This is a genomic window from Enhygromyxa salina, from assembly GCF_000737335.2.
GTDB lineage: Bacteria > Myxococcota_A > Polyangia > Nannocystales > Nannocystaceae > Plesiocystis > Plesiocystis salina_C.
On record NZ_JMCC02000111.1, the window covers coordinates 1 to 24,580 of the forward strand.

Annotated in this window: 17 protein-coding genes; 7 read left to right on the top strand and 10 right to left on the bottom strand. The window is 67.8% G+C overall.

Translation table 11 applies throughout. From position 1 onward, the window contains the following. Positions 1-278: 278 nt before the first annotated feature. Both DB30_RS32960 and DB30_RS32965 read left to right on the top strand, forming a co-directional pair. Positions 279-1,232 carry a vWA domain-containing protein gene (locus DB30_RS32960; RefSeq protein WP_146661688.1) on the top strand — a complete coding sequence of 318 codons (954 nt, stop codon included), beginning with the start codon at positions 279-281 and terminating at the stop codon, positions 1,230-1,232. 95 nt (positions 1,233-1,327) lie between these two features. Continuing rightward, on the top strand, positions 1,328-2,275 hold the full coding sequence (locus DB30_RS32965; RefSeq protein WP_338082220.1) for an ADP-ribosylglycohydrolase family protein: 948 nt from the start codon (positions 1,328-1,330) through the stop codon (positions 2,273-2,275). Here DB30_RS32965 and DB30_RS32970 read toward each other — a convergent pair. Together DB30_RS32970 and DB30_RS32975 are read right to left on the bottom strand one after the other, a co-directional pair. Continuing rightward, entirely contained in the window at positions 2,266-3,456 is a 1,191-nt protein-coding gene (locus DB30_RS32970; RefSeq protein ID WP_052556632.1) for a cytochrome P450, read from the bottom strand. The two genes, DB30_RS32965 and DB30_RS32970, sit on opposite strands and share 10 nt — an antisense overlap. Before the next feature lie 59 nt (positions 3,457-3,515). Next, positions 3,516-5,627: a tetratricopeptide repeat protein gene (locus DB30_RS32975; RefSeq protein ID WP_052556585.1), complete on the bottom strand. Its 2,112-nt coding sequence runs from the start codon at positions 5,625-5,627 to the stop codon at positions 3,516-3,518. A 606-nt stretch (positions 5,628-6,233) separates the two neighbouring features. Between DB30_RS32975 and DB30_RS32980 the strand changes: the two genes are divergently transcribed. The 3 genes from DB30_RS32980 to DB30_RS32990 all read left to right on the top strand — a co-directional run bounded on the left by DB30_RS32980 (position 6,234) and on the right by DB30_RS32990 (position 11,433). Continuing rightward, the gene (locus tag DB30_RS32980; protein ID WP_052556586.1) at positions 6,234-7,121 is read left to right on the top strand and encodes a formylglycine-generating enzyme family protein; all 888 of its coding nucleotides are present in this window, start codon (positions 6,234-6,236) and stop codon (positions 7,119-7,121) included. Positions 7,122-7,198: 77 nt separating this feature from the next. Beyond that, the gene (locus DB30_RS32985; RefSeq protein WP_052556587.1) at positions 7,199-8,164 is read left to right on the top strand and encodes a formylglycine-generating enzyme family protein; all 966 of its coding nucleotides are present in this window, start codon (positions 7,199-7,201) and stop codon (positions 8,162-8,164) included. A 509-nt stretch (positions 8,165-8,673) separates the two neighbouring features. Further along, positions 8,674-11,433 (top strand): choice-of-anchor X domain-containing protein, encoded by a 2,760-nt coding sequence (locus tag DB30_RS32990; RefSeq protein WP_146661692.1) that lies wholly within the window; start codon positions 8,674-8,676, stop codon positions 11,431-11,433. A gap of 40 nt (positions 11,434-11,473) precedes the next feature. Here the strand turns inward: DB30_RS32990 and DB30_RS32995 are convergent, their stop codons facing one another. Further along, positions 11,474-12,688, bottom strand: coding sequence for an ATP-grasp domain-containing protein (locus tag DB30_RS32995; RefSeq protein WP_052556591.1), 1,215 nt, complete (start codon positions 12,686-12,688; stop codon positions 11,474-11,476). 48 nt (positions 12,689-12,736) lie between these two features. On the opposite strand from DB30_RS32995, the gene DB30_RS33000 reads away from it, so the two are divergent. Beyond that, positions 12,737-13,972 carry an ATP-grasp domain-containing protein gene (locus DB30_RS33000; RefSeq protein ID WP_052556593.1) on the top strand — a complete coding sequence of 412 codons (1,236 nt, stop codon included), beginning with the start codon at positions 12,737-12,739 and terminating at the stop codon, positions 13,970-13,972. A gap of 66 nt (positions 13,973-14,038) precedes the next feature. Here the strand turns inward: DB30_RS33000 and DB30_RS33005 are convergent, their stop codons facing one another. Further along, a complete protein-coding gene (locus DB30_RS33005; RefSeq protein WP_240480388.1) occupies positions 14,039-15,679 on the bottom strand; it encodes an alkaline phosphatase PhoX in 1,641 nt (546 codons plus the stop codon). Positions 15,680-15,834: 155 nt separating this feature from the next. After that, a complete protein-coding gene (locus DB30_RS33010) occupies positions 15,835-17,238 on the bottom strand; it encodes an APC family permease (RefSeq protein ID WP_052556595.1) in 1,404 nt (467 codons plus the stop codon). Positions 17,239-17,502: 264 nt separating this feature from the next. Between DB30_RS33010 and DB30_RS33015 the strand changes: the two genes are divergently transcribed. Beyond that, on the top strand, positions 17,503-18,090 hold the full coding sequence (locus DB30_RS33015) for a methyltransferase domain-containing protein (RefSeq protein ID WP_052556597.1): 588 nt from the start codon (positions 17,503-17,505) through the stop codon (positions 18,088-18,090). Positions 18,091-18,122: 32 nt separating this feature from the next. Here the strand turns inward: DB30_RS33015 and DB30_RS33020 are convergent, their stop codons facing one another. The 5 genes from DB30_RS33020 to DB30_RS33040 all read right to left on the bottom strand — a co-directional run bounded on the left by DB30_RS33020 (position 18,123) and on the right by DB30_RS33040 (position 24,506). After that, complete coding sequence (locus tag DB30_RS33020) at positions 18,123-18,782, bottom strand: zinc finger MYND domain-containing protein (protein ID WP_052556599.1); 660 nt, start codon at positions 18,780-18,782, stop codon at positions 18,123-18,125. Continuing rightward, positions 18,686-19,117, bottom strand: coding sequence for a hypothetical protein (locus tag DB30_RS33025; RefSeq protein ID WP_052556601.1), 432 nt, complete (start codon positions 19,115-19,117; stop codon positions 18,686-18,688). The genes DB30_RS33020 and DB30_RS33025 overlap by 97 nt, the downstream gene beginning before the upstream one ends. A 115-nt stretch (positions 19,118-19,232) precedes the next feature. Then, positions 19,233-20,465: an aminotransferase class III-fold pyridoxal phosphate-dependent enzyme gene (locus tag DB30_RS33030; protein ID WP_052556603.1), complete on the bottom strand. Its 1,233-nt coding sequence runs from the start codon at positions 20,463-20,465 to the stop codon at positions 19,233-19,235. Beyond that, positions 20,462-21,490, bottom strand: a complete 1,029-nt coding sequence (locus tag DB30_RS33035; RefSeq protein WP_146661695.1) for a C45 family peptidase — start codon at positions 21,488-21,490, stop codon at positions 20,462-20,464. The genes DB30_RS33030 and DB30_RS33035 overlap by 4 nt, the downstream gene beginning before the upstream one ends. After that, entirely contained in the window at positions 21,483-24,506 is a 3,024-nt protein-coding gene (locus DB30_RS33040) for an aminotransferase class III-fold pyridoxal phosphate-dependent enzyme (protein ID WP_165704065.1), read from the bottom strand. Before DB30_RS33040 ends, DB30_RS33035 begins: the two co-directional genes overlap by 8 nt. Positions 24,507-24,580 lie beyond the last annotated feature (74 nt).

Sequence of the window (24,580 nt, forward strand, 5' to 3'; positions counted from 1 at the left end):
CTTGCTGGACGCAGTGGGCTACGCATGAGGCCGCTCTGCAACCGCCAAAGTCGAGCCTAGAGCCCCAATCAGTTTGAATTCACGACGCCAGGCACATCTGGGGCCGCTCCTGCCGTTGTCGGTCGGCGCTCGCAGTATGCCGGTACTGGAAGTTTCGGCTCCTCAATCTCGACGAAAATCCCGGCGCGAGGCGACGCGATGCATTGCACCACGGGCTCCTAGACTTGACCGGCGTTCGCCAATCGCGCGACGCTTTGGGCGATTGGAGTGAGCTGCCCATGCGTCGTCTTCCGCTGTCCCTCGTAGTTGTGATCCCCCTGCTCGCGTGTGGATCGGAGGAGGACGGTCGCCAGGACAGCGCCGACGGGGCCACGACCCTGCCCACGACCGGCGAGACGCTGGGCACCGACACCAGCGCAGGTGATGGCGACGGCGACACCGGCGATGGAGACGCCGACACCGGTGAGAGCGGCGGGCTCAAGCTCGACACGCTGCCAGCCGAGACCGCCGATGACGGCCCCGATCCACAGGACTGCATCGAAGACGTCGACATCGTGTTCGTGATGGACGTGTCGACGACGATGGGCCCGTTCTTCGACAAGCTCGAGACCGAGATCGCGGCGGTCCACGACGCGCTCGGGGCCTTCGATCTGCCCAACCCGCCCCACTACGGCTTGGCGGTGTTCGTTGACGACTTCACCCTCGTCAACGCGGGCGCGCCGTACACGGACATCAACGAGCTGAAGGCCGACTTCGAGTACTGGAACACCTTCACGTCCAGCAACCAGCAGACCGGCGGCGGCGGATCCAACACGACCTGGACCGAGAACAGCCTCGACGCCCTGTTCGCTGCCTCGGGCGGGTTTCAGTGGCGGCCGGTCTCGACCACGCTGCGAATGGTCATCCACACCACCGACGACACGTTCTGGAATGGCCCAACCGTCGCCAACGGGGTCAACATTCTGCACAACTATTCCGAGACCGTTGGCTCATTGCAGCAACGAGAGGTCCGCATGTTCACGTTCGCGGACCACTTGGGCGGGCAGTCCGGCACCGATGACGTGTCAATGGGCTTCTTCAACGACTTTCAGGGCCAGCCGCCGATCCCCGAACAGACCGGCGGCGCGGCCTACGATATTGGGCAGGTGCTGGCTGGGACGATCTCGCTGTCCGACGCGATCGTTGGCGCCGTCGAAGACAGCTACTGCGAAGAGTATCCGCCAGTCGGGTGACGCGCGCAGCCAGGCTGACGCGAGCCCAGCGACCAGCTCGCGCCGGGAGGCTGCGTCGCCGGCCGCGAGCGGACCAACTCTTCTATACTCGGCCAGTGACCACACGCGACGATCGGGACGACCGGATCAAGGGCGGCATGCTTGGCCTGCTGGTTGGCGACGCCCTTGGGGTGCCCTACGAATTTCACGGGCCCGAAGCCATCCCGCCCCGCGACCAAATCGAGATGTGTCCGCCGGCCGGGTTTCGCCGCGCCCACGCCAGCGTCCCGCCGGGCACGTGGTCAGACGACGGCGCGCAGGCGCTGTGTCTGTTGGCCTCGCTGCTCGAGCACGACCGACTCGAGCTCGGCGACTTTGGCATGAAGATGGTTCGGTGGTTCGACCAAGGCTACCTCGCCGTCGACGCCACGGTGTTCGACGTGGGCATCCAGACCCAGACCGCGCTCGAGCGACTGGCCGCGGGCATCGACCCCCCGCAGGCCGGCCCCGGCCGCGAATACGACAACGGCAACGGATCGCTGATGCGCGTGCTGCCCTTGGCGCTGTGGCACAGCGGGGACGACCAGGCGCTGGTCCGCGATGCCATGCGCTCGTCGCTGCCAACCCACGCGCACCTGCGTAGTCAGCTGTGCTGCGCGGTCTACTGCGTGTGGGCGCGGCACATGATCAACGGCGTCGAACAACACGCGGCCTGGGACCTGGCGGTTGAGCTCATGCAGGACTTCGCGCGGGCGCACGTGAACCGGGCGCTGGTCGAGCGCGAGCTCGCGGCGATCGATCTGCGGCGGGCGCCTGCGGGCGGCGGCAGCGGCTACGTCGTCGACTGCTTGCACTCGGCCCGACTCGCGCTGCAGCACGACAGCTTCGAGGCGGTGGTCAAGGCGGCGGTCGCGATCGGGAACGACACCGACACGACGGCGGCGGTCGCTGGGGGGATCGCGGGGATCCGGTTTGGCGCCGCCGGGATCCCTGCGCGCTGGCTCGACGCGTTGCGCGGGCGCGAGCTGCTGGATCCCTTGCTGCGTGATCTGCTTCAGCGCTGAAACCGAACCGGCAAGCGGTTGAGCCCGCGCACGTGCAGCGCGTAGTTCCAGTCGCGCGGCCCAGGCCCGAGCTCGACCCGTTGAAACCGAGTAATCAGCTCGCGGATGCAGATCGAGGCCTCGAGCCGGGCCAGCGCCGCGCCGATGCACACGTGCGGGCCATGGCCAAACGCGAGCGCCCCCTTGGTCTGCCGGTCGAGGTCGAAGCGCTCGGGCGCTTCAAACTGATCGGGATCGTGGTTGGCCGCCCCGATCACCAGCGCGACCCCACTGTGCGCTGGGATCTGGACCCCGTGCAGCTCGACGTCGCGGGTCGTCAGCCGCATGAGCACGTGCGTGGGCCCGTCGAAGCGCAGCATCTCTTCGACGAAGGCCCCGACCTTGCTGGGGTCCTCGCGCAGCGCGTCGTGGACGTCGGGCCGCTCGGCCAGCAGCTTGGCGGACTTCGAGATCAGGTGGATCGTGGTCTCGAACCCGGCACCCACGAGCAAGAACATGAACCCGATCAGCGCATCCCGAGACAGGCGCTGGCCGTCGATCTCGGCCCGGCACAGCGCGCTGGGGAGGTCGTCACCGGGTTCGTTCATCCGCGCATCAACGACGGCCCCAAGGTACTCCGCCTGCTCGGCGATCGACGCCTTGATCTCTGCGATCACCTCGGGCTCTGGCGGCACTGGGGTGACCTTCGAGATCGCCGAGGTCCACGTCTGCATGCGCGGGGCGAGCTCGCGGGGCAGCGCGAGCGCGTGGGTGATCACGCCGCCGGCGAGCGGCATGGCCAGCTCGGCGACAACGTCAAACTCTTCGCCTGCCACGATGTTCGCCGCGCTCAGCCGCTCGTTGGTGATCTCCTCGATCACGCGCTCGAGCTGCTGCATCACCGGCTTGATGAACGCACGCGAGACCAACGCCCGGTTCTGGGTGTGCGCGGGCGGATCCATCAGCAGCATCGACTCGGCAGTTGGATTGCTGCCCAGCCACGGGGGCGCGAACACGGCACGAAAGCCCTCCGACGAATAAGTCTGCGTGTCGCGAAACGCGGCAACGACATCCGCGTGACGGGTCAGCGCGAACATCCCACCAGGGTCGAGCATCGCAACCGGAGACTCCGTTCGCATCTGCGCGTAGGTTGGGAACGGGTTGTCGCGAACAGCGGGATCGAACAGATTGATGCGTTGCATGCGATTGCTCGTCGAGAACGGTATCACCGGCCCGCGTATGACCGGGCGGAGATCTTCGATCACGCTCGCCGATAGCTCGCTAGCGCCTTCAACAGCAGCTGCTTGGCCCGAGCAATCCGCAGGTGGTCCCGCGCATGCACACCGCCGCTGTCGTTCGGCCACAGTCGAACAAAGCGCAGCTCTCGCTCCTTGGTCCAATACGTGAGTAGCCCCGACGATCGGTTGCCCCCAAGCATCTCCAGCGCCCGCTCGAGCACGCGCACCATGACCTCGACCCCGGGCCGCCAGGCTCCGTCGGCCACGATCACCTCTGCGCGCTCGCGGGCTGCGTCGGACATCAAGCCGGGCGCCTGCTCGATCGTCAGGCGGTCCCACAGCGGGTTTAACGACGCGCTGTCGCGCTTGGCCGCATACGCCAAGGCCAGGTTGATCGTCGCGCCCACCCGCGCCGGGTGGGCCGCGACGGCGCGCTCGAGCTCGATGATCGCTTCGTCGATCCGCCCGAGCATGCGCAGCGCCTCGCCCCGAAACACGTGGATCGCCGGGCCCTCGGTGCCGCGCATGACCTCGACCCCGCGCGCGTTGGTTGCCAGCGCCTGCGACGGCTGCCCCGCGAGCAGGTCCAAGGTTGACAGGCCCATGTACGCCCACCGGGTCCCGGTCACGCGCTCGATCGCCAGCTCGAGATCCGCTCGCGCCGCGTCCCAATTGCCCAGCCACAGGTGCAGCTCACCGCGGTGACAGACCGGCAGCGACGAGCCCGGGTACGCGCGCTCGACCGCGTCGAAGACCTCCAGGCAGTGGGCCGGGCGCGCGACGCCAAGCAGCTGCAAGGCCGAGCGCGAGCGCTGACGACAGCCGGGGCCCGCGTGCAAGCGACGAAGCTCGCCCTCTACGAGGTGCGTCGGGTGAACCGAGCGATTGCCACGCAGGGCCGCGAGCGCGCCCTCGACCGCCGCGATCATGTCCGCCCTGGCCCGCGTCCGCAGGGCCAACGCCGCGAGCTCGGGGACCAGCTCGGGCAGCGCGTGCTCGAACTCCTCGGTCCGGTTGGGCACGACCGGCTCGTCCGATCGGGGCTCCTCGCTGGCCACCAACAAAAACCGCAGCAGCCACGCCCCCAACAAGAACCCGTCGGCCCCGGTTGTCGCGTGTTGCAGGTGCGCGTGGGCCAGCTCGTGCGCGCCCGTTCGCAGGTGGAGCTCACTGAGCCACGCGTGGGCTTGATAGTCGCGATGTTCGATCGCCACCGCCCGTCCCAGCAGCTCGCGCGCGCGGTCCCACGCTCGCGTCGCGACCGCCAGACCGCCAAGCAAGCGTAGCGCGGGCCCACACTCGGGCTGCAGGGCAAGCGCCCGCTCGGCCTGCTCGCGGGCCTGCTCGCGCTGGTCCGACCACGCCGCGATCTCGCCCAGCCACACGTGCACGTCCGTCTGCGCGGGATCCAGCAGCAGCGCCTCAGCGAACCAGGCCTGCGCCAGATCGAAGCGACCCGCGTCGATCGCCACCCGCCCAGCTTCGCGCGTGTACGCGAGCCGCTGGTCCACTGGCGCGAGCTCCAGCGCGCGCTCGGCCGCCGCGATCGCCTGCTCGCGCTGATCCAGCGCCGCGTGCAAAGTGCTGACCTCCATCCACAATGAAGGGCTGTCAGGCGTCTGCGCGAGCGCTGGCCGAGCGTGCTCGAGGGCCCGCTCGGGCCAGTGTCCGCGCGAGTAAAACCGGACCGCCTGGGCGTGCAAGCTAGGGTGGTCGGGGTCTTCCGCGATCGATCGCTCGAGCCACTCGCGGACATCGTGCTTCCACCCCAGCGCCAACGCGGCGCTGATCACCTGCTGTCGCCCGCGCCGCCCGGCCGGCCCTGGGCGCGCCCCTGCCCGCGCAAATTGATCGAGCGCGCGCTGGTAGTCATGGGTGACGAACAACAGCTGCCCGGCGACCAGCTCGATCACCGGGTTGTCGCCACCACGCGCGAGCGCGGCGTCGATGTCCGCGCGGGCCCGGGCGAGCTGGCCCCGCTCGGCCAAGAAGCTGGCCCGCAGCAGCATCGAGAAGGTCGGCGCGTTGGCGATGATCCGGCGGGCCAAGACCGAGTCGAAGCGACCGGCCGCAAACTCGACGACCAGCTGCTCGGTCGCCTGGAGGTTACGCCAGTTGGTCGCGTCGGCGGGCACGGGGGGATGGTCCCGCACTCGCGCGACGGCGTCGACATGGCGACGCCCAAGCTGGCGAGGCCGCGGGGTTCAGGCCCTAATTCTAGCGATCTGTGGAGAAGACGGCGCTGCGCGAGGCCCGGTGCTCGCGCGGGTCGAGCACCTCAGCGTGGTCCCGGTGCTCGAGGGTTGGCCTGATGCCGTGCTTCGGGACACGCTGGAGGAGCGCCAGTTGGCGGGGCCGTCGCGGCGCTCGCCGTATGTGCAGCGACGCGCGCGTCGGCGTTGGGCTTGGGGTGGAGATGCACGCTGCTGGATCCTCGAAGGCTCGAGGTGCTCTGCATGTCGTGAAGTGCCAACCTGGAGAGCGCAAACAAGACGGGTTCTAGGGCATACGCGAGTTCGTGCGTGCTTCGCTAGTGCGTGCTACGCCGCGCCAGGGTTCATACAATTGTGCGTCAGTCTTGGTTTGCGGGAATCTCCGCAGAACGCCGAAGACACTCAGGAGACAATGACATGATGCGACAAAAGAGCATTGCGGCAATGGCTGCTGGGGGTGCGTGTTTTGCCGCGTTTGCGCTGACATCCTGTGGTTCCAACCCACCGAAAGGGTCGCAGGACACCAATGTGCAGGGCGACGGCGACGGCGACGGCGATCCGGGTGACGGCGACGGTGACGGCGACCATGAAGAAGGCGACTTCGGTGACGGCGACGGTGGCGGTCACGAGCCTCCTTGCGAGTCCATGCACGAGGGGATGATCTGCATCCCGGCGGGGCCGTTCATCATGGGCTCGAATGGGTTGGGCTTCCTCGAAGAGCGCGAGATCCCCCAGCAAGTCGTGTATCTGTCGCAGTTTCATATCGACCGACACGAGGTGACTTTTGGTGAGTATCGGCTCTGCGTGGAGGCGGGAAAGTGCTCCCCGCCAGCCGCGGAGGATCCGAACAATGACTTGACCTTCGGATGCCGCTGGGGGCAACCGGGAATCGACGAGTATCCGGTTGCCTGTATGGGTTGGCTGCAAGCGCTGGAATACTGCAACGCGCGGGGCGCCGAACTCCCCACGGAGGCGCAGTGGGAAAAGGCCGGGCGCGGGACCGACGGCCGCGACTACCCTTGGGGGAATGCAGCGCCCACCTGCTTTTACGCCAGCATGGCGAACGAGACGATCGGGGACCAGGATCCGCACGAAGGGTGGGGTTGCGATACCTGGATGCCGCAGCGTCCGGGGAGCCACTCGCCCCAGGGCGACAGCCCGTACGGCGTTCAAGACATGGTCGGAAACGTGAGCGAGGTCGTCGCCGACTGGTTGGGGCCTGGGCAGCCAAACCTTGGGACAGATCCCACCGGTCCCGACGGTGGCTCATTCAAAGCACGAAAGGGAGCCTCCTACACAACCTCCCAGATGCACACTGACCACTTGCACCTGGCTTGGCGAGCCAAGGGCGGTGGGCCAGTGCCTGGAAGTCAGCTGGGAGCTGGCATCGGCTTTCGTTGTGCCATTTCCGAATAGCTGCTGTTTGTACAGACGCTCAGAACGCCGAAGACACACGGGAGATAGTGACAGTGCGATACAAGAGCATCGGAGCAGTGGCCGCTGGGGGTGCGTGGCTCGCCGCGCTCGCGCTGACATCCTGTGGTTCCAACCCACCGAAAGAGTCGCAGGATACCAACGTGCACGGCGACGGCGACGGCGATCCGGGTGACGGCGACGGTGACGGCGACCATGAAGAAGGCGACTTCGGTGACGGCGACGGTGGCGGTCACGAGCCTCCTTGCGAGTCCATGCACGAGGGGATGATCTGCATCCCGGCGGGGCCGTTCATCATGGGCTCGAATGGGTTGGGCTTCCTCGAAGAGCGCGAGATCCCCCAGCAAGTCGTGTATCTGTCGCAGTTTCATATCGACCGACACGAGGTGACTTTTGGTGAGTATCGGCTCTGCGTGGAGGCGGGAAAGTGCTCGCCGCCGGCCGCGGAGGATCCGAACAATGATTTGACCTTTGGATGCCGCTGGGGCCAGCCGGGAATCGACGAGTATCCGGTTGCCTGCGTGGACTGGCTGCAAGCATCGGTATATTGCAACGCGCGGGGCGCCGAGCTGCCCACCGAGGCGCAGTGGGAAAAGGCCGGGCGCGGCACCGACGGCCGCGACTACGCTTGGGGGAATGAAGCGCCCACCTGTTTCTACGCAAGCATGGCGAGCGAACCCGTCTGGGGCGAGGAGCCGCACGAACTGTGGGGATGCGGTACCGGGATGCCGCAGCGCCCTGGGAGCCACTCGCCGCAGGGTGACAGCCCGTATGGCGTTCAAGACATGGTCGGCAACGTCAGCGAGGTCGTCGCCGACTGGCTCGCGCCTGGGCAGCCAAACCTCGGGACAGATCCCACCGGTCCCGACAGTCCTGGTAGCGGTTCATTTAGGGTGCGAAAGGGAGGAACCCATTCAACGTCACAGGTTGACGCTCTGAATGGTGGATACCTGCACCTGGCTTGGCGAGGCCAGGCCAGTGGTGGTGGGCCAGGCACCGGGTTCCGCTGCGCAGTCTCCGGGTGACCGATAGTGCCGATGACGTGTTGCCATGGGATCTGCAGTCGTGGCCGAGTGGGGTCTCGCTGAGACGCAAATACAACGGGGCTCGAGTGGGGTTATTCTGGAGCCATGCTGCCTGTGGGTGCTACTTCACGAGCATGACTCGCCCAGTTCGTCTTTCTTCGGGTCGGTCGCTCTGTGGTCTTGTGACATGCATAGCGATCGGCTCGCTGCCCGGCACAGCTTTCGCTACGCAAAAGCAGCTCATTGACAACGGGGACGGTACATGGTCGATCGCGGTGCGCGCCAACTTCCCGCCGGAGGATCTTGGCGCGTTGCAGGTGACGAGCGACGACGTTGGCAACTACTGCGACTTCTTTCGGGAGGGGTCTCGAATCCTCTGGCAAGTCACAAACGGACAGCACTACTTCGATTCTGTCACGTTCGGCTACGGCGCCAGCGAGAGCGACGTCTTCTTGAGCCATGGCATGGGAAAGTCGTACGCGAGTGACCACGCGGTTAGGATGGTTTTCATGTCACCCAAGCCAGCCGGGACCGTGGTGTACGGCAAGACCCTCGCCCACGAGTGGGGACACTACTTCTACGGGCTCCCCGATGAGTACGCCAAATTCAATGATCTCGGATTTTGCGCGGACTCGCGCTACACGACCTCGAGCGAGACGTGCACCGGCTTTCCGAGTTCGAGCTGCCCGAGTGGCGCGAGGTGCATCCGTCATAAATCCTGCGTAAATGAAGGCGCTGACATTACACAAGCCGGCACGTTTGATGGCTGGGTCATCGGAACGGGCAGCCCGCCCCAAGACGTGATCTCGAATCTTGGAATTATTTCTGCCGATCAGTGCGCGGCGGCGGGAGGGGACAACATGGCGCACGCCGTCTGCATTTTGTATGACCCCACAGGAGTGCACAGCAGTTCATTTGGCGGAACAGAGCTCTGGCCGAAGTGGGGATCCGACTGTCAGGAACACGATGATTGCGACACCGCGTCCAAACTTGGCGACGGGCGCTGCACCGCAAAGCTAAACGCCGTCTGGGAGCGCCCCGTCTGCGTCGGTGAGTCCACATGCATCATGGCCGCCGGCACCAAGCAACGTTGGTGCGACGCCAACACCCACATCCACCTCGACCCCAAGACCGGCGCCAGCCTCTCCCAGCACTGGGGCGTGCTCGGCACGGTCATGAGCCACTACCCAATCCCCTGGTCCAGCGCCGAAGACTTCAACTGCTGGGACCACGCCAAGCTCGAGTGGGGCAGCCTCCAGTTCAACGGCCAATACAACGACAACATCGGCCTCCCGCCCAACGAGGGCGACCCCGCGTTCTGCACCTGGAACGTCCCCGACTACACCGACACCGAGAACCTCGCCGATTGGTCGATGGTCATGATCGACGCCTCGGGCTCCATGGGTCAGGACGCCAACGGGAACCCAGGCTGGACCTACGCGGTTGACGGGGCCGAGTACTTCAACCAGGTCGCCGTCACCAAGCAGACCAGCGCGGGGATCTATGCGTGGGGTGACGACCTGTGGCCGGTGAAGTCGGCGACCGAGGTCAACGGGATGTGGGTGCCCGGCCAAGATCTGGCCCTGGGTATCCCCGTAGATCTGGCTGCTGCCAATGTCTCGGTGTATCGAGACGAGATCAACGCTCACGTCAACGCCAAGCACTTCACAAACCTGTGCGCCGTGCTCGAGGGCGCCAAGGCTGCGTTCACGCAGGCCAAGGCCCCGGCCGGCGACCGCGAGGTCGTGCTGCTCACCGACGCCAAGTTCACCCGCGTCGATCCCAAGCACGATCCAACCGGCCCGGCCGGCTGCCGCGGCGTCGAGACCTGGATCGTGAACAAGCCCGAGATCGCCGCCCAGATCTGCGCAGAGGGGGGCATGCGCGTCAACGTGATCACGACCGGCGCATCGCCCCGGATCGGTCTGGCGCACTGGCTGGCCGAGAGCTGCAACGGCTGGCACTACTACGCAGGCGACGAACAGGCCGCTGGCGGGTCACTGCCCCACGCCGCCAAGGTCTACGAAGCCGTAGCGAAGGCCGTCGTGGCCGGCGACGCGATCGCGCTGCACGAGCGGGCGCCGCTCGTCGCCACCACGACCACCGAATCCCACACCTTCGTGGTGCCCGCGGGCTCCAAACAGCTGGACGTGGCGTGGCTGGGCAGCCCGCTCGTGGTCACCAGCGAGAGCACCGACCACGCCTTCAACAACCTGAGCTTCGAGCTCGTGTCACCAAGCAACATTCTATATGATCATCCAATCGGCGATTCCAGCGAGATCCAGGCAGTCTATCGGCGAATGGAGGTCGACTCCCCCGAGCCAGGCCTGTGGACCATGCGGCTCGACAAGACGCAGCTGTCCCCGAGCACCCGAGCCAAGCTGGATGTCGGCTGGGTCGCGTCGATCGTGCGATCGGGGTACTCGCCCGAGGCGTGGATCGATCGCCCAGTATGGGAGATCGGCGACGAGGTCACGATCTCCGCCAGCGTCGTCAAGTCCGGCGCGGCAGTCGGCGGCATGGAGGTATCGGCCCGGCTCTCGGCGGCGGGGTACAGCTGGCGGATCCCCATGTTCGACGATGGCCACCACGATGACGGCCTCGCGGACGACGGCGTGTACGCAGCGATCCACACCCCGACCGTCGAAGGGCCCCATTCCGTCAAGATCGACTTCGAGCTCCTACCGGGCGTCAGCCACACGATCCCGGGCGACGCGATCTTCGGGGCAGGACCGGACCCCCAGCTCCTGAGCGACGCCGCGACCCTCGTCGCGCACGCTTCGTTCGCGGTCCAAGACGGCCCAACTGGGCAGGTGCGCGGGGATCTACCAACCCTACGAGCGGGCGAGACCCACCAGGATCTCACCGCGACGATCGAGGGCATCTTCGTACCAAGCCCCGGGACGATGGTGTCGCTGGGAGACGGCGTGGCGGTGCGTGATCTCGAAGTGACCTGCCTAAATTGCGAGCAGGATCCCGACCCCGCGGGGCTCGTGTACGAGCTGCGCTTCAACGCGGAGGTGGCCCCCGATGCGCCGCTCACAACCCGCGACCTGCGAGTCGAGATCGGCACCACCGACTACCGCGACGAAGGCGCGACGCGGGTCGCAGCAGCCGACCAAGCGATCAACGGAACTCTCACCACCCACGCGAATGACCTCGAGCGCTCGGCTCTAACGGCACAGGTCGCGGCCGCAGGCCCCTGGGTGCTCCGACGTTTCATTCGCCTCGCGCCCGGCATGTTCGCGGACAACCGAGGCGAGCCGTGAAGACCGCCAGAGCCCGACGTGCTGGCGTCCCCGCCCCTGCTCAAGCGTAGTGCACACGCACCTTACCAATGATGATGCTCAGCGCCCGCTCGACCACCTCGGTCCGCTGGCTACGAACAATCGCGTACCCATCCCCCTCGTAGCTGTCGTTCTTCGGCGCCCCCGCGGTCGGTAGCTTGGCCTCGACCACCACCTGCCCCACGGCCTGGTTGGCCTCGTCGGCGCCGCTGACAGAGACCACCCGCCCGCGCCCGATCCCCCGCAAGTACGCGCACCCAACCGCGTAGCTGCGCGGCCACGGCCCGTCGAAGGCCTCGTCTGCGACCGCGCGCGCCCACATCCGATACGGATCCGTGTTGTGGGCCAGGCCGATCATCTTGGTGATGTGAGCGCCGGGCGGACGCTGGGCGATCTCACCGATCGCAAGGCTCCCGTCGGGCCGGCGAAACCACTCCATGTGGGTGAAGCCGGTGTCCAGACCAAGCACCTTGGCCGCACGGATCGCCATGAGCTTGACGTCGTCGAAGCCCGGCCCTTCGTTCTCGCGCGGGAGCACGCAGCACCACTGGATCCACGGGTTCTCGAGCACCGTCAGGCAGCTGGGCCGGTACCACGAGACCGAGACCAAGCGCGGCTCGCCGCCAAGGGTCAAGGTGTCGCAGCTGCCCTCTTGGCCCTGTAGAAATTCTTCGGCGAGCACCGGCTGGGCCGGGCTGGCACCGAGCCCGCGCACGCCGTTGAGCAGCTCTTCACGGGTGCGAACCCGAAACGTGGCCTTGGCCCCCATCCCGGCTGGCGGCTTGAGCACCATCGGGAACCCGACCTTGGCCTCGAACGCGAGCGCGTCCTCGAGACAGGTCACCAGCATGTGACGCGCGACCGGCAAGCCAGCGGCGCGCAGGCGATCTTTCATCTTGGCCTTGTCGCGAAACACGTCCGCGGTCTCGACATCCGTCCCGGGCACGCTGAAGTGCGCGCGGGCCTGGGCGAGCTGGACCTGCAGCGGCTCGAGCACGCCAATGATCCGGTGCGGATGCCCGTGGCGCCGACGCAGCAGATCGATGCCGCTGACGATGTCGCGGGTCGAGAGCCCGTCGTCGATCTGCACGACGTCGGCGAACAGCCGGCGGTCGACCCCCTTCGGCTGCTCTTGCATCACGCCGCACAAGCGCACGCCCGGCAGCGAGGCGACAGCGCGCGTAAAGCGCATGGTTGTCCCAAGGGGAAACGGAGCGACGAAAACGACGGTGCGCATGCGCGAGAAAGCTATCCTGCCGCAGCCCGGCCCGGTAGCGTCTCGTGCATGCGCGTGCTCTTTCTCGGCCCGACCTATCCCCAAGAGATGCTGCAGTTCACCCGCGGGCTCGCTGAAGTCGGGGCCAAGGTCTACGGGGTCGGCGACAGCCCGCGCCGTGCCCTGCCCGCTTCGGTCAAGCCGCACCTCACCGACTACCTCGAGGTCCCGCGGATCCTCGACGAGGACGACGTGCTCGAGCGGGCCAGCGCGTGGCTGCGTGGCCACAAGGTCGATCGAGTGCTGACCAACTGGGAGCCAACCGTGCTGCTCGCCGCTCGGATGCGCGAGCGCTGGGGCGTGCCGGGCATGAGCGTGGACGCCGTGACCGGGTTCCGCGACAAGCAACTCATGAAAGAGCGAGTCGCGGCCGCGGGCGTGCGCGTGCCCAAGTCCGAGCGAGTCACCCGTCAGTCCACGTCCGACTCGGGCGACAGCATCCGCGCGGCCGCCAGCCGGATCGGACTGCCGCTGATCATCAAGCCGATCGCCGGGGCCGGCAGCGCCGACACCTACAGCTGCCGCGACCAAGCCCAGCTCGAGGCCGCGATCCAGGTCACCCGCCACGTCCCCGACCTCAGCGTCGAGGAGTACATCGAGGGCGAAGAATTCACCTACGACACGATCTGCGTCGACGGTCAGCCGGTCTACGAGAACGTCGCGCAGTACCTGCCCAAGCCGCTCGAGGCTCGCAGCCAAGAGTGGGTCAGCCCGGTGATCATCACGGTCCGGGATCTCGACCAGGCCAAGATCCAAAAGGGCGTCGCGCTTGGCCGGCAAGTCTTGAAGGCGCTGGGCATGGGCGACGGCTTCACCCACATGGAGTGGTTCTACACGCCCAAGGGCGAGGCGGTGTTCGGCGAGATCGGCTGCCGGCCCGGTGGCGCGCGGCTCGTCGATCAGATGAACTACACCGGCGACGTCGACCTGTTTCGCGAGTGGGCGCGGGCCTGCTGTTGGAAGTCCTTCGAGGCCCCGACCGCGCGCAAGTACAATTGCGGGATCGTGTTCAAGCGGGCCAAGGGTCGCGGGCGCATCACCCGGATCGACGGGCTCGAGGCGTTCAAGCGCGCGCACCGGGGCCACGTGATCGAAGACAAGCTGCTGCGGCCCGGCACGCCCAGGCGCGACTGGAAGGCCACCTTGGTCAGCGACGGCTACTTGATGATCCGCCACCCGGACTGGGACACGTGCAAGCGGATGTGCTTCGCGGCCGCGACCAACATCAACATGTACGCCGAGTAGGGCGGCCGACCGCGAATTCCGGGGGGCGGCCCCCGCTGGCGCGCGGGGACGGCGTAGCTGACGGGCTCACGACTCGTCCGGTCGAACGAGGTGGGCGCGAACGGCCAGCGCGGCCGCGACCGTACCGGCGATCGCTAGCCCAGGATCATCGGCAGCCTCGCTCGTGCAATTGCAGTCGTCGAGATACCCAAGCCTCGCGCGGTCGTAGTCGATGTACGGCCCGCTGCCCGCATCACCCGCATCGCCGGCGTCACCGTCTTCGCCGAGCTCGTCGCCGAAGTCGCCGCTCTCGTCGGCTCCACTCTCCCCCTCGTCGGCGCCTTGGTCATCGCCGTCGCCGTCGCCGTCGCCGTGCCCTTCGCCGCTGCCTTCGCCGTCGCCCTCGTCCCCCCCGTCACCCTCGTCGTCGCCACCGCCGTCGCCCGGCTCGGGCGCGACCATGGGGAACGGCCCGGTGATCACCAGCGTCAGCCCATCCGCTTGCATGTTGACGAACAGCGCCTTCGCGTCGGGCGAGAAGCACACGCCCGACAGCTCGCCGCTGCTCTTGGCGTTGCGCGCGAAGTCGCGGACTGCCCCAAATCCGTCGATCCAGCGAATGTACTGATCGCCGTCGCCATCCTCGCTCATGAACACGTCACCCCAAGGCGCGACGGTGAGCGCGTCGGGACTGTCGAGCACGCCCGCGTCGCTCGAGGCCAGGATCAACTCGAGGGTCTTGCTCTCGCCGTCGATCAACCGAAAGATCTGGCCGATCCCGGCTTCGCCACCCCGGCGCGCGCAAAAGTACACCTGGCCTTCGTGAAACCAAATACCCTCGCCGCGCACGAACCTCGCGGCCCCCTTGCTGTGGCCCTGCTCGCGCACCGTGTCGGCGTCGGGATCTGGGTGGGCGATCGTCACCCAGTGGATCTCGAGCACCTGGTCTTCGCTCATGTCGTCGGTCTCGTACCCGTCGATGTTGACGACCGCGAGCGCCTGCAGAGTCCCCGTGAAGGGGTCGAGCGCGTTGTTCGGTACGAACCGATACAGGCACGAGTCCGTGCGATTCTCGGTCAGATAGACATAGTTGTTCGAGGGGTCCACGCACGCCGCCGCGTGCCTGAACCGACCGTAGCCATCCACGCGCTGCGGGGCCTTCACGCCTGCCGCGTCAGCTGGGCATCGGAACACGTAGCCGTGGCGGACGCCGCCCCCGATCTCGGTGTCGGATTCGCACGATAACCACCCCCACGGGCTCACGCCGCCACCGGCGTTGCGTGCGGTCCCGACCAGCACGAGATTGCTCGAGATCCGCGCGTAGCTGCTCGCGTCGATCACCAGCCGCGTCACGCCGCCCATCCCCGCGGTCTCGTAGGCTTGCGCTGACGGGTCCTGACCGGGGGCGTAGGGCCCATCGTCGTGGTCGCCCACGCTGACCTCGTGGTTGCGCATCAGGATTAGCGTGCCATTTGAGCCCGGGAAGCAGGCCATACCGCTGGGCCGGCCGGGGACCCGATAGCGATCGTCCATCGCTTCGCCCTTGGACTCGAGGATCTCGTATTGGAACCCCTCTGGTAGATCCAGGACTTGATCGGGGTCCGGGACCAGCGCCCCCAGAGGCCCGAGGGCGGCGACCTCCCGCCGTCGAGCGAGGCTGATCAGCGCAAACGCGAGCGCGGCCGATCCACCGGTGACCAGGAATTTTCGTCGTCCGATCTTGCCCATGCGCGCACTTTCGGCGCTGGCATCATTCATCGCAATGAAATTCGTGATGCTGATGACCTTTCTACCGACCACCATTATTGGCACACTGCGCCGTCGCAGCATTCCGTGAGCGTGACCATGCCAGTTTCAGTTTGTTGCGATCACGCCACCAGGTGTCACATGATGGGCGGGGGCTCGTGCTCGCGGTGCTTGACAAACAATCGCCAGAACACCAACGCCGCCGCGAACCAGGCGACCGCGACCAACACCGAAGGGTCCCGATCCAGCACGACCAAGACCAGAACGACCAAGCTCGACAGCGCGTACCCAACGGCGGGCAGCGGGTACATGGTGGTCTTGTAGGGCCGCGGCGCGTTGGGCATCTTGCGCCGCAGCACGACCACGCTCAACACCGTCAGCGTGCCGGTGATCAGCATCGCGCTCGAGGTGTAGTTAATCATCTGGTCGAGGTTGAACGGGCTGAAGATCAGCGCCAGCGCGATCGCGGCCTGCAGCCACAGCGCGACGTGCGGGGTCCCGTGGCGGGGGTGGACGCGCCCGGCCGCCTCCACACAATCACCCCGCCGCGCCATCGCAAAGGCGATCCGCGAGCCGATCAGCGTGGTGCCGTTGAGCGAGCCGATCATGGCCAGCAAGATCAACACAGCCATCCCCGTCACCGCCGCGGGTCCAAACAGCTGCACGGCCGCCGCCGTGCCCGCCTCGCCCACGCCCGGCAGCCCCGCGAACCCGAACACCGACAAGAACCCCAGGCACAAGAGCACGTAGAGCCCCGTGACCAGGCCCGTGCCGCCAACGAGCGCACGCGGAATGTTGCGGCCCGGGTGATCGATCTCGCCGGCCACGTAGAGCGCCGCGTTCCAGCCCGAGTACGCAAAATAGACCTTGAGGTAGGCCTGCCCCAGGGCCGAGATTCCGCCGCCACCGTCCCCCTTTGGCGTAGCCGTGGTCCCCTCGCGCAGGGTCTCGCCCCCGGCGCTGTCGCCAAGCACGTAGACCGACACGATCAACAGCACCAGGATTGGCACGACCGTGACCAAGACCTGCAGCCACCCCGCGATGCGGACCCCGTAGTGATTGATCAGCGTCAGCACCAAGACCAGCGCCGCCGCCGTCAGCCGGGGTGCCGGGATCGTCAGACCCAGCAGCGCCACGTCGCCGCCCGCCCAGCTGCCAAGCAGCACCGGAAACTGAAACTTGGCCGTTGCGACGGCGACGCTCGCCAGTGAACCCGGAAAGATCACCAGCAGCTGCAGCCAGCCAGCCGCGAACGCGATCCCCGGACCCCATCCGATGTGCAGGAACTCGTAGTCACCGCCCGATCGCGGCCGCATGGCGCCAAGCTCGGCCAGACACAGGGCCCCGAACAGCGCCGCGAGCCCGCCGACGATCCACATGGCCAAGAAGCTCCACGGCCCCGCCACGTTCGCCGCCACCTGCGGCGGCATGATGAAGATGCCGATGCCGAGCATCGATCCGACCACGAGCGCGATCGCAGGGAGCTGGGTAAGCTTGCGCCTGTCGCGCGAGTCGGTCGAATCGGTCGAGGCCGCGGTCATCTGAGGGCCGCGACGCTAGCCCAGATCGCGGCGCCTGTCCCAGCGGCTCCGACGAGCCTGTTTGCAGCGCGGGCGCGGCTTCTAGGCATCTAGGCCCGAATCAAGCGCTGCGCGCTCGACTCGGGCCTACTATGTCTTCAAGGGGGCTTTCAAAAGCCCCCTCGCTTCGGCGGCGGAGCTAACAGCCGACATTCGAGGATTGCGTCGTGTCCTTGGCCGCCAGGCGCTGGCGCGAGCGCAAACCCAGAGGTACGACGGTTTGCGATGACTGATCCCAACGCTTGGAACGAGAGGTATGCGGAGGGCAGCGACCGGTGGACGCTCGAGCGCGTCCCCGCCGTGCTCGAGCAGCTGATAGCGATCCAGCGCGAGCGCCACCGCGTGTTGGTTCCGGGCGCCGGTGTTGGCGTCGACGCGTTCGCCTGGGCCCGCGCCGGCCACGATGTCGTCGCCCTCGACTTCGCCCCGCTCGCGGTCACGGCCATGCGCACGCGCGCCTCCGAGCTCGGCGTGAAGATCGAGGCGCTCGAGGCCGACGTCACCGCCCCGCCCGAGCAGCTGCGTGGCATCATCGATCTGGTCTGGGAGCAGACCTGCCTGTGCGCGCTGCCGCCTGATCAACGCCGAGCCTACCTCGAGGCGATGGCCACGATCTTGCGTCCCTCGGGCAGCATGGTCGCGCTGCTGTGGAACCACGGCGACGAGGGCGGGCCGCCCTTCGACATGCCGCCGGTGTTGGTCGAGGAGCTGGTTGTGGGGGTATTTGCGATCCGCAAGCGCGAGCGGGTCGCGGACGGGCTGTCGACGCGGGCGAATCAGTATCTTTGGTGGTTGGATCCGATCCGGCGCTGACGCTGCAATGATCGCATCAACGCCGCGCCGACTCAGGGCCTGCACAGCTTCTTGTGCCGGGCCCAGTCGCGGCGCTGGTGCTCTTTGCCGCAATAGAACACCGCCGCACAGCGAGCGCAGCGCTGGATCGTGGACTTACCACACACAGCGCAGCGTTGATCCAGCTGGAAGTCCTCGCTGACAAACAGCTTGGGCGTGCCGATCACTTGGGACGTCAGCGTCAGCCCGTCCATCATGACGCCCGACCGCGCCGCGCACGACGAGCACGGCAGCATGTACCCGCCCGATGCAGAGGTCTTGCGCTTGTCGCTGGGCCCGATGATGCGCAACGAATCGCTAAAATCACGCGGTGCTTTGCCGCCCGAGTACCACAGCGCGAGCTGGCCAACGACGACGACGCGGCTCTTGCCCGCGTCAACGCCACGCTCGATCAGGTTCCCCGTTCGGACGTGCTCGAACGCCTTGGGCTCCGCGCAGAATTGCCCGTTTGGCCCCCCGCCCGACGCAGCCCACAGGTGGGGCAGGATGTCCGAGAGCAGCTCGTCGTCTTTGATCTCGGTGACCAGATCATCGCGCGCGGACGCGAGGTCGCTCGTCAGCGGCTTGCGCAGGCTGTTGCGTGCGGTCGCCAGTTCGGACGCCTCTGGGCGTGCAGCGGCACGTAGTAGCTTGGCGGCGACTGCTGGTACCAAAACCGTGGGGCCGGGACGACCGGGATGCCGAGATCCTCGAACGCCTCGCGCAGCTCTTGGGCCCCCTTGACCAGATCGAGCTTCAGCGTGGGGTGATAGCCCGAGAACGACACGACAAAGGTCTGCCGCTTGTCGATCAGATCGTGCAGCTGCACCACCGAGCAAGCCATGGTGCCCTCGTAGGGCGTCCCCAAGCGGCCGGCGCGGCGCAGGAGCAGCTTGACGATCTCCGCCGCGGCCACGGTGGTCAGGCGTGGACCCGGAAACGCGCCCATCTGGTCCGCGCTGTCTTTGCACGCGGTGACCACGTCATCCCAGTAGTCCGTGTACTTCATGGCCCTCGACCCGCTACGGTAGCGGTCCGAGGTTGGGGAAGCGGCCGCTGCGACAAATTTTGAGCGTTTGTCGGGCTGGAGCGGCCAGGTACGCCGCCCAAGCGGGCGGGCGCCCTCAGGCCGCCGCGACGATCGCCGCCTCGAGCAGGTCCGCGATCGTCTCGGCTTCATCCTCGCGCAGGCACAGCGGCGGACACACCCAGATCATCGGCCCGCGCGCGGGCAAGAACACCCCAAGCTCCCACGCCTGCGCGACGATCTCGTCCGCGCCACGATCCAGCTCCAGCGCCCGCATCAGCCCAAACCCGCGCTGCCCAGTCACGCACGCGTGCCGCTCGATCATGGTGGCGAAGCGCCGCTCGAACACCTGCCCCACGCGCTCGGCGTTCTCGGGCAGCTGCTCGCTCGCCAGCACCTCCAAGCTGCCGACCGCGGCAGCGCAGGACACCGGGTGGGCATAGTGGGTCAGCCCGCACCACAGCACCTCTTGGTCAAAGCGCTCGGCCAGCGCGGCGCTGACCATGACCCCGGCCAGCGGCGCGTACCCGGAGGTCAGGCCCTTGCCGATCGTCATCATGTCGACCTTCACGCCCCAGCGATCGCGGGCAAACCACCGCCCGGTCCGCCCAAAGCCCGAGAAGATCTCATCGTCGATCAGCAGGATCCCATGCGCATCACACAGCGCCCGCACCCCCGGCCAAAAGTCAGCGGGTGGGTGCTGCATCCCGTTGGTGCCGGTGAAGCCCTCGAGCAAGATCGCGGCGATGGTCTGCGCGCCCTCGCGCGCGACCAGCTCGTGCAAGCTCTCGAGCCAGTCGGACGCGCGCGCAGCCGTGGGCGCGCGGGCCGGGTGCGGATCCTCGATGTGCAGCGGCGCCCGCATGTTCGCAACAAAGGGCTGCTTGCGCGGGTCACCAGCGATCTCGAGCACCGCCAAGGTCGCGCCGTGATACGAGTTTTTTCGCGCGATGATCTTGCTGCGACCGGTCGCCAGCCGGGCGATCTTGATCGCGTTCTCGACCGCCTCGGACCCGCCGGTGGTCAAGAACGCCTTGGCCATCTGGGTGTGCTCGGCCAGCAGATCACCAAGCGTGGCGCGGATCTCCAGCACGGCGTTGGGCGCAGCGGCCGGCAACGCGCCGATCTGCTCGATCATGCGGGCCTGCACGTGCGGGTGCTTGTGGCCAACGTTGACGTTGTAGACCTGGCTCTCTAGATCCCACACCCAACCCTTGCCGGCGACCTCGAACCGGGCCCGCGAGGCGTCGGTGATCTCCAGGGTCTTCGCGCGGTCTTGGGCCGACCAGGTGAAGAACAGGTGCGATTGCTGTCGCTGAGTCAGATTCATGATCGGCCCTTGGTGGTCGCGTCGATCCGCAGTGGGGTCCTGAATGTGGTGTGGATGACTGGGTCACCCGCGCGCCGCCGCCACAGCGCGGTCCCGGTTGCGAGCTCGACGGCCCACACGGTGTTGGCCCGGGCGTCGGGGGTCGCGAACGCGGCGGCCTCGACCTCCGTGAAGAACTCGAGCACCGACGCCGCGGTGTCCGGGCGGCGCTGAACGTACATGGTCGAGGCCAGCTCGAGCCGGCGAAAGCTGCGAGGGCTGCGGGGCTTGGCCTCGCGCTGGCGCAGCGAGGGATCAAAGCAATGGTTGGCGTGGACGTGGCCGGTCTTGCGACCGACCCGGGTCAGGATCCGCTCGCCACCCAGGTGCTCGTAGCCGAAAAAATTGGGGCCGTCGGCCAGCATCCAATTGCGCCCGTCGACCAGCGCGGTCGCGGCGATCTGCTGGCGAGCCTGCTCGAGGCGTGGCGCCGCCAGCAGCCGCCGCAGCAGCGCCGAGCCCATGATCCCCGGTCCGCCCACCGCCGGCCGCAACAGGTTGCCAAGCACCGCGTGGCCCGAGGCCGAGATCCCCGCGAGACCCAAGCTGCCCGGCAGCCCCAGGACCCACGCCAAGCGCGAGCCCGGCTCGCCCACCTGCACCTGGCGCAGCGTCACGTGCTCGGCCTCGGCCGGCGCCAGCGCCCACGCACCCGCCAACACTGGACCGTTGGGCCCGTCGACGTAGAGCCCGAGTGAGCGCTCGATCTCGGCGCCAGTCAGCAGCTCGACGAGGCCGCCGTCGAGCACCAGCAATTCGTGGAGCGGGCGATCGCATGCGGCCGCGATCGCACCCAGCTGCGCGGCCTCGATCGGCGCGTGGGCGAGCAGGCGCGCGGCGTGGGGCTGCAGCGCGTCGAGCTGCAGGCCCGCGCCAGCGAGCAGCCGGGCCCGATCATCCACGAGGCCGCAGATCACCTGCGGATCGAGCGGGTCCTGGCCGCGCCCTGGGTGGACGCCAGCGTGCTCGGGCTCAGCCTCACTCATGCCGCTCGCGGGCTCCCAGCTCGAGCCCAGGCCCGTGCCCAATCGCGTCGAGCAAGATCGTCCGCACCGGCCCGCGCAACGCAGCTGGCGCGACGTCCAGCGCAGGCACGAAGCACAGGGTGTCGGGCAGCCCACGACCCAGCAACAAGTGCTTGGCGCGACACGCCTCCCAAACCGACGTGGCCTGCTCGGCGCTCGCGAAGCTCAGCGTGCGATACAGGCCCATCCCGCCCACGCGCGCCCCTTCGCCGGCGGCCGTGGCGGCCTCCCACAGCAGATCATCCAGGGTGTTGATCGCCGGCCCAAGATCGCTGCGATGAGCCGCGCGAAGCTGCTCGTGGGTGCGGATCTGCGAGAGCTCGTCGCCGTCCCAGGTGCTGATCAACATCAGCGGCGTCCCCACCCACCAGCGCGAGTCGATGAAGATCTGCCCCAGCTGCCCGCCCGGGTACCACAGCACCAAGTTTGGACAAAAGCCGGGGTCGAGCGCGTTTAGGCCCCACGCCCCTGCCCCGCTGCGATACCCACCCGAGGCGGTCTCGACCACCGCCAGCGGGATCCCATGGGCGCCGCAAAGCTTGCTCAGCGCCAGCGCGGCCGCGCTGCTCAGGACCTTCCCCGAGCGCTCGCCGACCACCTCCACGAACAAGCCAATGATCGCCGCGGCGCCGTGGGTCTCGATCAACGCGGTCAGGGCCGCGACGCTCGCCTCCACGCCGACGTCCTCGGGGTGCGGGATCCGTGGCCACTCGAACAGCGCAAACCCAGGCCCAAACCCAGCGGGGTCACTCAGCGAGCGCGCCGACGCGGTGGTGTGGCCCAGATAACCGCCGTCCACGCCCACGGCGATCGTCGCCGCCGGGCGGGCCATCTTGATGCAGCGCAGCGACTTGTCGAGCAGCTCGTCGCGCGAGCTGGTCGTGTACAGGTGCCCGGTCCCGCGCGGCAGGATCGCGCGCAGGTGCTCCGCATACTGGATCGAGTCTGGCGTCGCCCAGTTGCTCAGGTTCAAGCGCGACGCCGTGGGCCCCACCAGCTCACGGGTCGCCATGAACGCCGGCCGCGGACCAAACGGCGCCTGCAGCCCGCTGGCGAGATCGTGCCCGCGCTGCGACGCAGCTGGCAGCTCGGGCGGCGTTGGGCTGAGCAGCGGGATCCGGTAGTACTCGGCCTGCGCGTCGCCGCCGTATTGGTTGTCGAGCACCTTGGCCGTGTAGGCCCCCAGCGAGCGCGCGAGCCCAGCCATGCGCGTGGTCAGCCCCACGCGATTGCGACCCGAGACGAAGGTGTAGCCATTGGCCCGCGCCCAGCGGATCTGCTCGGTCTTGAGCGCGCGCCCTACCCCGTTGCCGCGGGCTTGATCGGACACGGTCAGATCCGCGGCGTAGAGCGTGTGCCCGACCCCGCGGAAGCGATCGCCGTCGGGGCCCGCGACGTCGGCGTAGTGCTCGAGCGGCGCCGCGAACACGAACCCCAGCAGCTCGTCGGTCTCGCTGTCGCGCGCGACCAAGGCGACCCCAGCGGCCGCGGTCTCGCGCAAGAAGTCCTCGGTGTCGCTGCGCTCGGGCTCGTAGGCCCGCTGCTCGAGGGCCATGACCTCGGCCCAGTCGTCCTCGGAAATCTCGCGGATCTCAAACCGCCGCGTGCGCCGACGCCGGGCCCCCTCGGGCTCGTAGTCCTGCGCCGTTGGATCGTCGAGCCGGCGCAGCGCGCTCGACACCCGCGCGAACAGATCGTCGAGGTGCGGCAGCTCCCAGCACGAGCCCAGGCGAAACCGAATGGTCTGCTCGCCCGCGTGGTAGGTCATGAAGCCCCGCGCGAACCGTTGGTTGATGAACGCGTCGCGCTCGCGGGCCGAAGGCAGATCAAACGCGAACGCGGTCCCAGCCACGCGCGGCTCGCTGACCAACCCGGGAAACTCTGCGACCAACAAGTGCAGGCGCTCGCGGATCGGGGCCTCGAGCGCCGCCTGCATGTGGGCCGTCTCGGCTTGGATCAACCCACGCAACGCAGAGGCCACGTTGACCGGCGCCGGCTCTTCATCGGGCCAGCGCGACAACACCACGCCAAGCCCCGCCTTCTTGGCGCAGGTCAGCAGATCCGGCGCGGTCTCGGGGCTGTCGCCAAGCCCCAGGTGCGTCCACCAAAAGAACGAGCCCGAGGTCCCAAACCCGGTCTGAACCTCGTCGACGATCAGCGGCAAGCCGTGCGCGCGGCTGAGCTCGCGGACCCCCAACAAGAACTCGCGGGCCAGGTGAATGTCGCCGCCCTCGGCCATCATGGGCTCGATCATGACCGCGTAGAGCTCCGTACCGCGCTCGCGCAGGGTGGTTTCGAGCGCGCCCAGATCCCGCGGACAAAACACCGCCTCGTACCCGGGCATGTCAACGCCCTTGCGCTTGGCCGGGTTCGAGGTCGCGCCCAAGGTCACCAGCGTGCGGCCGTGAAACGAGCCGTCGAACGCCAGCACCCGGCGCCGGGTTGGATCGGGCCCGTGCAGCCGAGCCAGGCGCAGGGCCTTCTCGTTGGCTTCCGCACCGCCCGCGCAGACGAAGCTGGCGTGGACCAGCCCGGCCGGCGCCCGACCCAGCAAGTACGCCGCGTACTCGTCGAGCTCGGGCACCGCGACGTTGGTGTTGTCGGGGTTGGCCCACAAGCAGCGATCGAACCGGCCCTCGTGCAGGCCCTGCAAGATGCCTGGGTTCGCGAAGCCCTCGTTCAAGGTCGCGATCTGGCTGCACGCGTCGAGCAGCACCATTGGCGGCTCATCGACCGACACCATGTAGGGGCCGCAGCTGCGGCGCGTGTCGATCACTTGGGGCTTGCGCTCGCGCGGGACCAGCTCGCCGTGATACAGCCGCTCGAGCCACGCCGCCGACTGCGACAGCCCCCCACCCACGGGGATCCGCACGCCAGAGGTCTCGCGCCGGACGGGTGCCCCGGGCGCGGGAGACTCCTCGCGTTGAAGGGTTTCGAGCAGCTCGAGTGCGCGGGAGTGCTGGGGATCTCGACTCACGGACAGAGTGTACGGGGGCGCTGCGGTCACGGGAATGTTGCCGATGGGGCGCGCCATCGATTTCGCGCTCACCG

Excerpts from the sequence above, each read along its gene's own strand:
- DB30_RS32960 (WP_146661688.1), top strand. The coding sequence starts at position 279 with ATGCGTCGTCTTCCGCTGTCCCTCGTAGTTGTGATCCCCCTGCTCGCG.
- DB30_RS32970 (WP_052556632.1), bottom strand. The coding sequence starts at position 3,456 with ATGCAACGCATCAATCTGTTCGATCCCGCTGTTCGCGACAACCCGTTC.
- DB30_RS32990 (WP_146661692.1), top strand. The coding sequence starts at position 8,674 with ATGTCACCCAAGCCAGCCGGGACCGTGGTGTACGGCAAGACCCTCGCC.
- DB30_RS32995 (WP_052556591.1), bottom strand. The coding sequence starts at position 12,688 with ATGCGCACCGTCGTTTTCGTCGCTCCGTTTCCCCTTGGGACAACCATG.
- DB30_RS33000 (WP_052556593.1), top strand. The coding sequence starts at position 12,737 with ATGCGCGTGCTCTTTCTCGGCCCGACCTATCCCCAAGAGATGCTGCAG.
- DB30_RS33005 (WP_240480388.1), bottom strand. The coding sequence starts at position 15,679 with ATGGGCAAGATCGGACGACGAAAATTCCTGGTCACCGGTGGATCGGCC.
- DB30_RS33010 (WP_052556595.1), bottom strand. The coding sequence starts at position 17,238 with ATGACCGCGGCCTCGACCGATTCGACCGACTCGCGCGACAGGCGCAAG.
- DB30_RS33015 (WP_052556597.1), top strand. The coding sequence starts at position 17,503 with ATGACTGATCCCAACGCTTGGAACGAGAGGTATGCGGAGGGCAGCGAC.
- DB30_RS33025 (WP_052556601.1), bottom strand. The coding sequence starts at position 19,117 with ATGAAGTACACGGACTACTGGGATGACGTGGTCACCGCGTGCAAAGAC.
- DB30_RS33030 (WP_052556603.1), bottom strand. The coding sequence starts at position 20,465 with ATGAATCTGACTCAGCGACAGCAATCGCACCTGTTCTTCACCTGGTCG.
- DB30_RS33035 (WP_146661695.1), bottom strand. The coding sequence starts at position 21,490 with ATGAGTGAGGCTGAGCCCGAGCACGCTGGCGTCCACCCAGGGCGCGGC.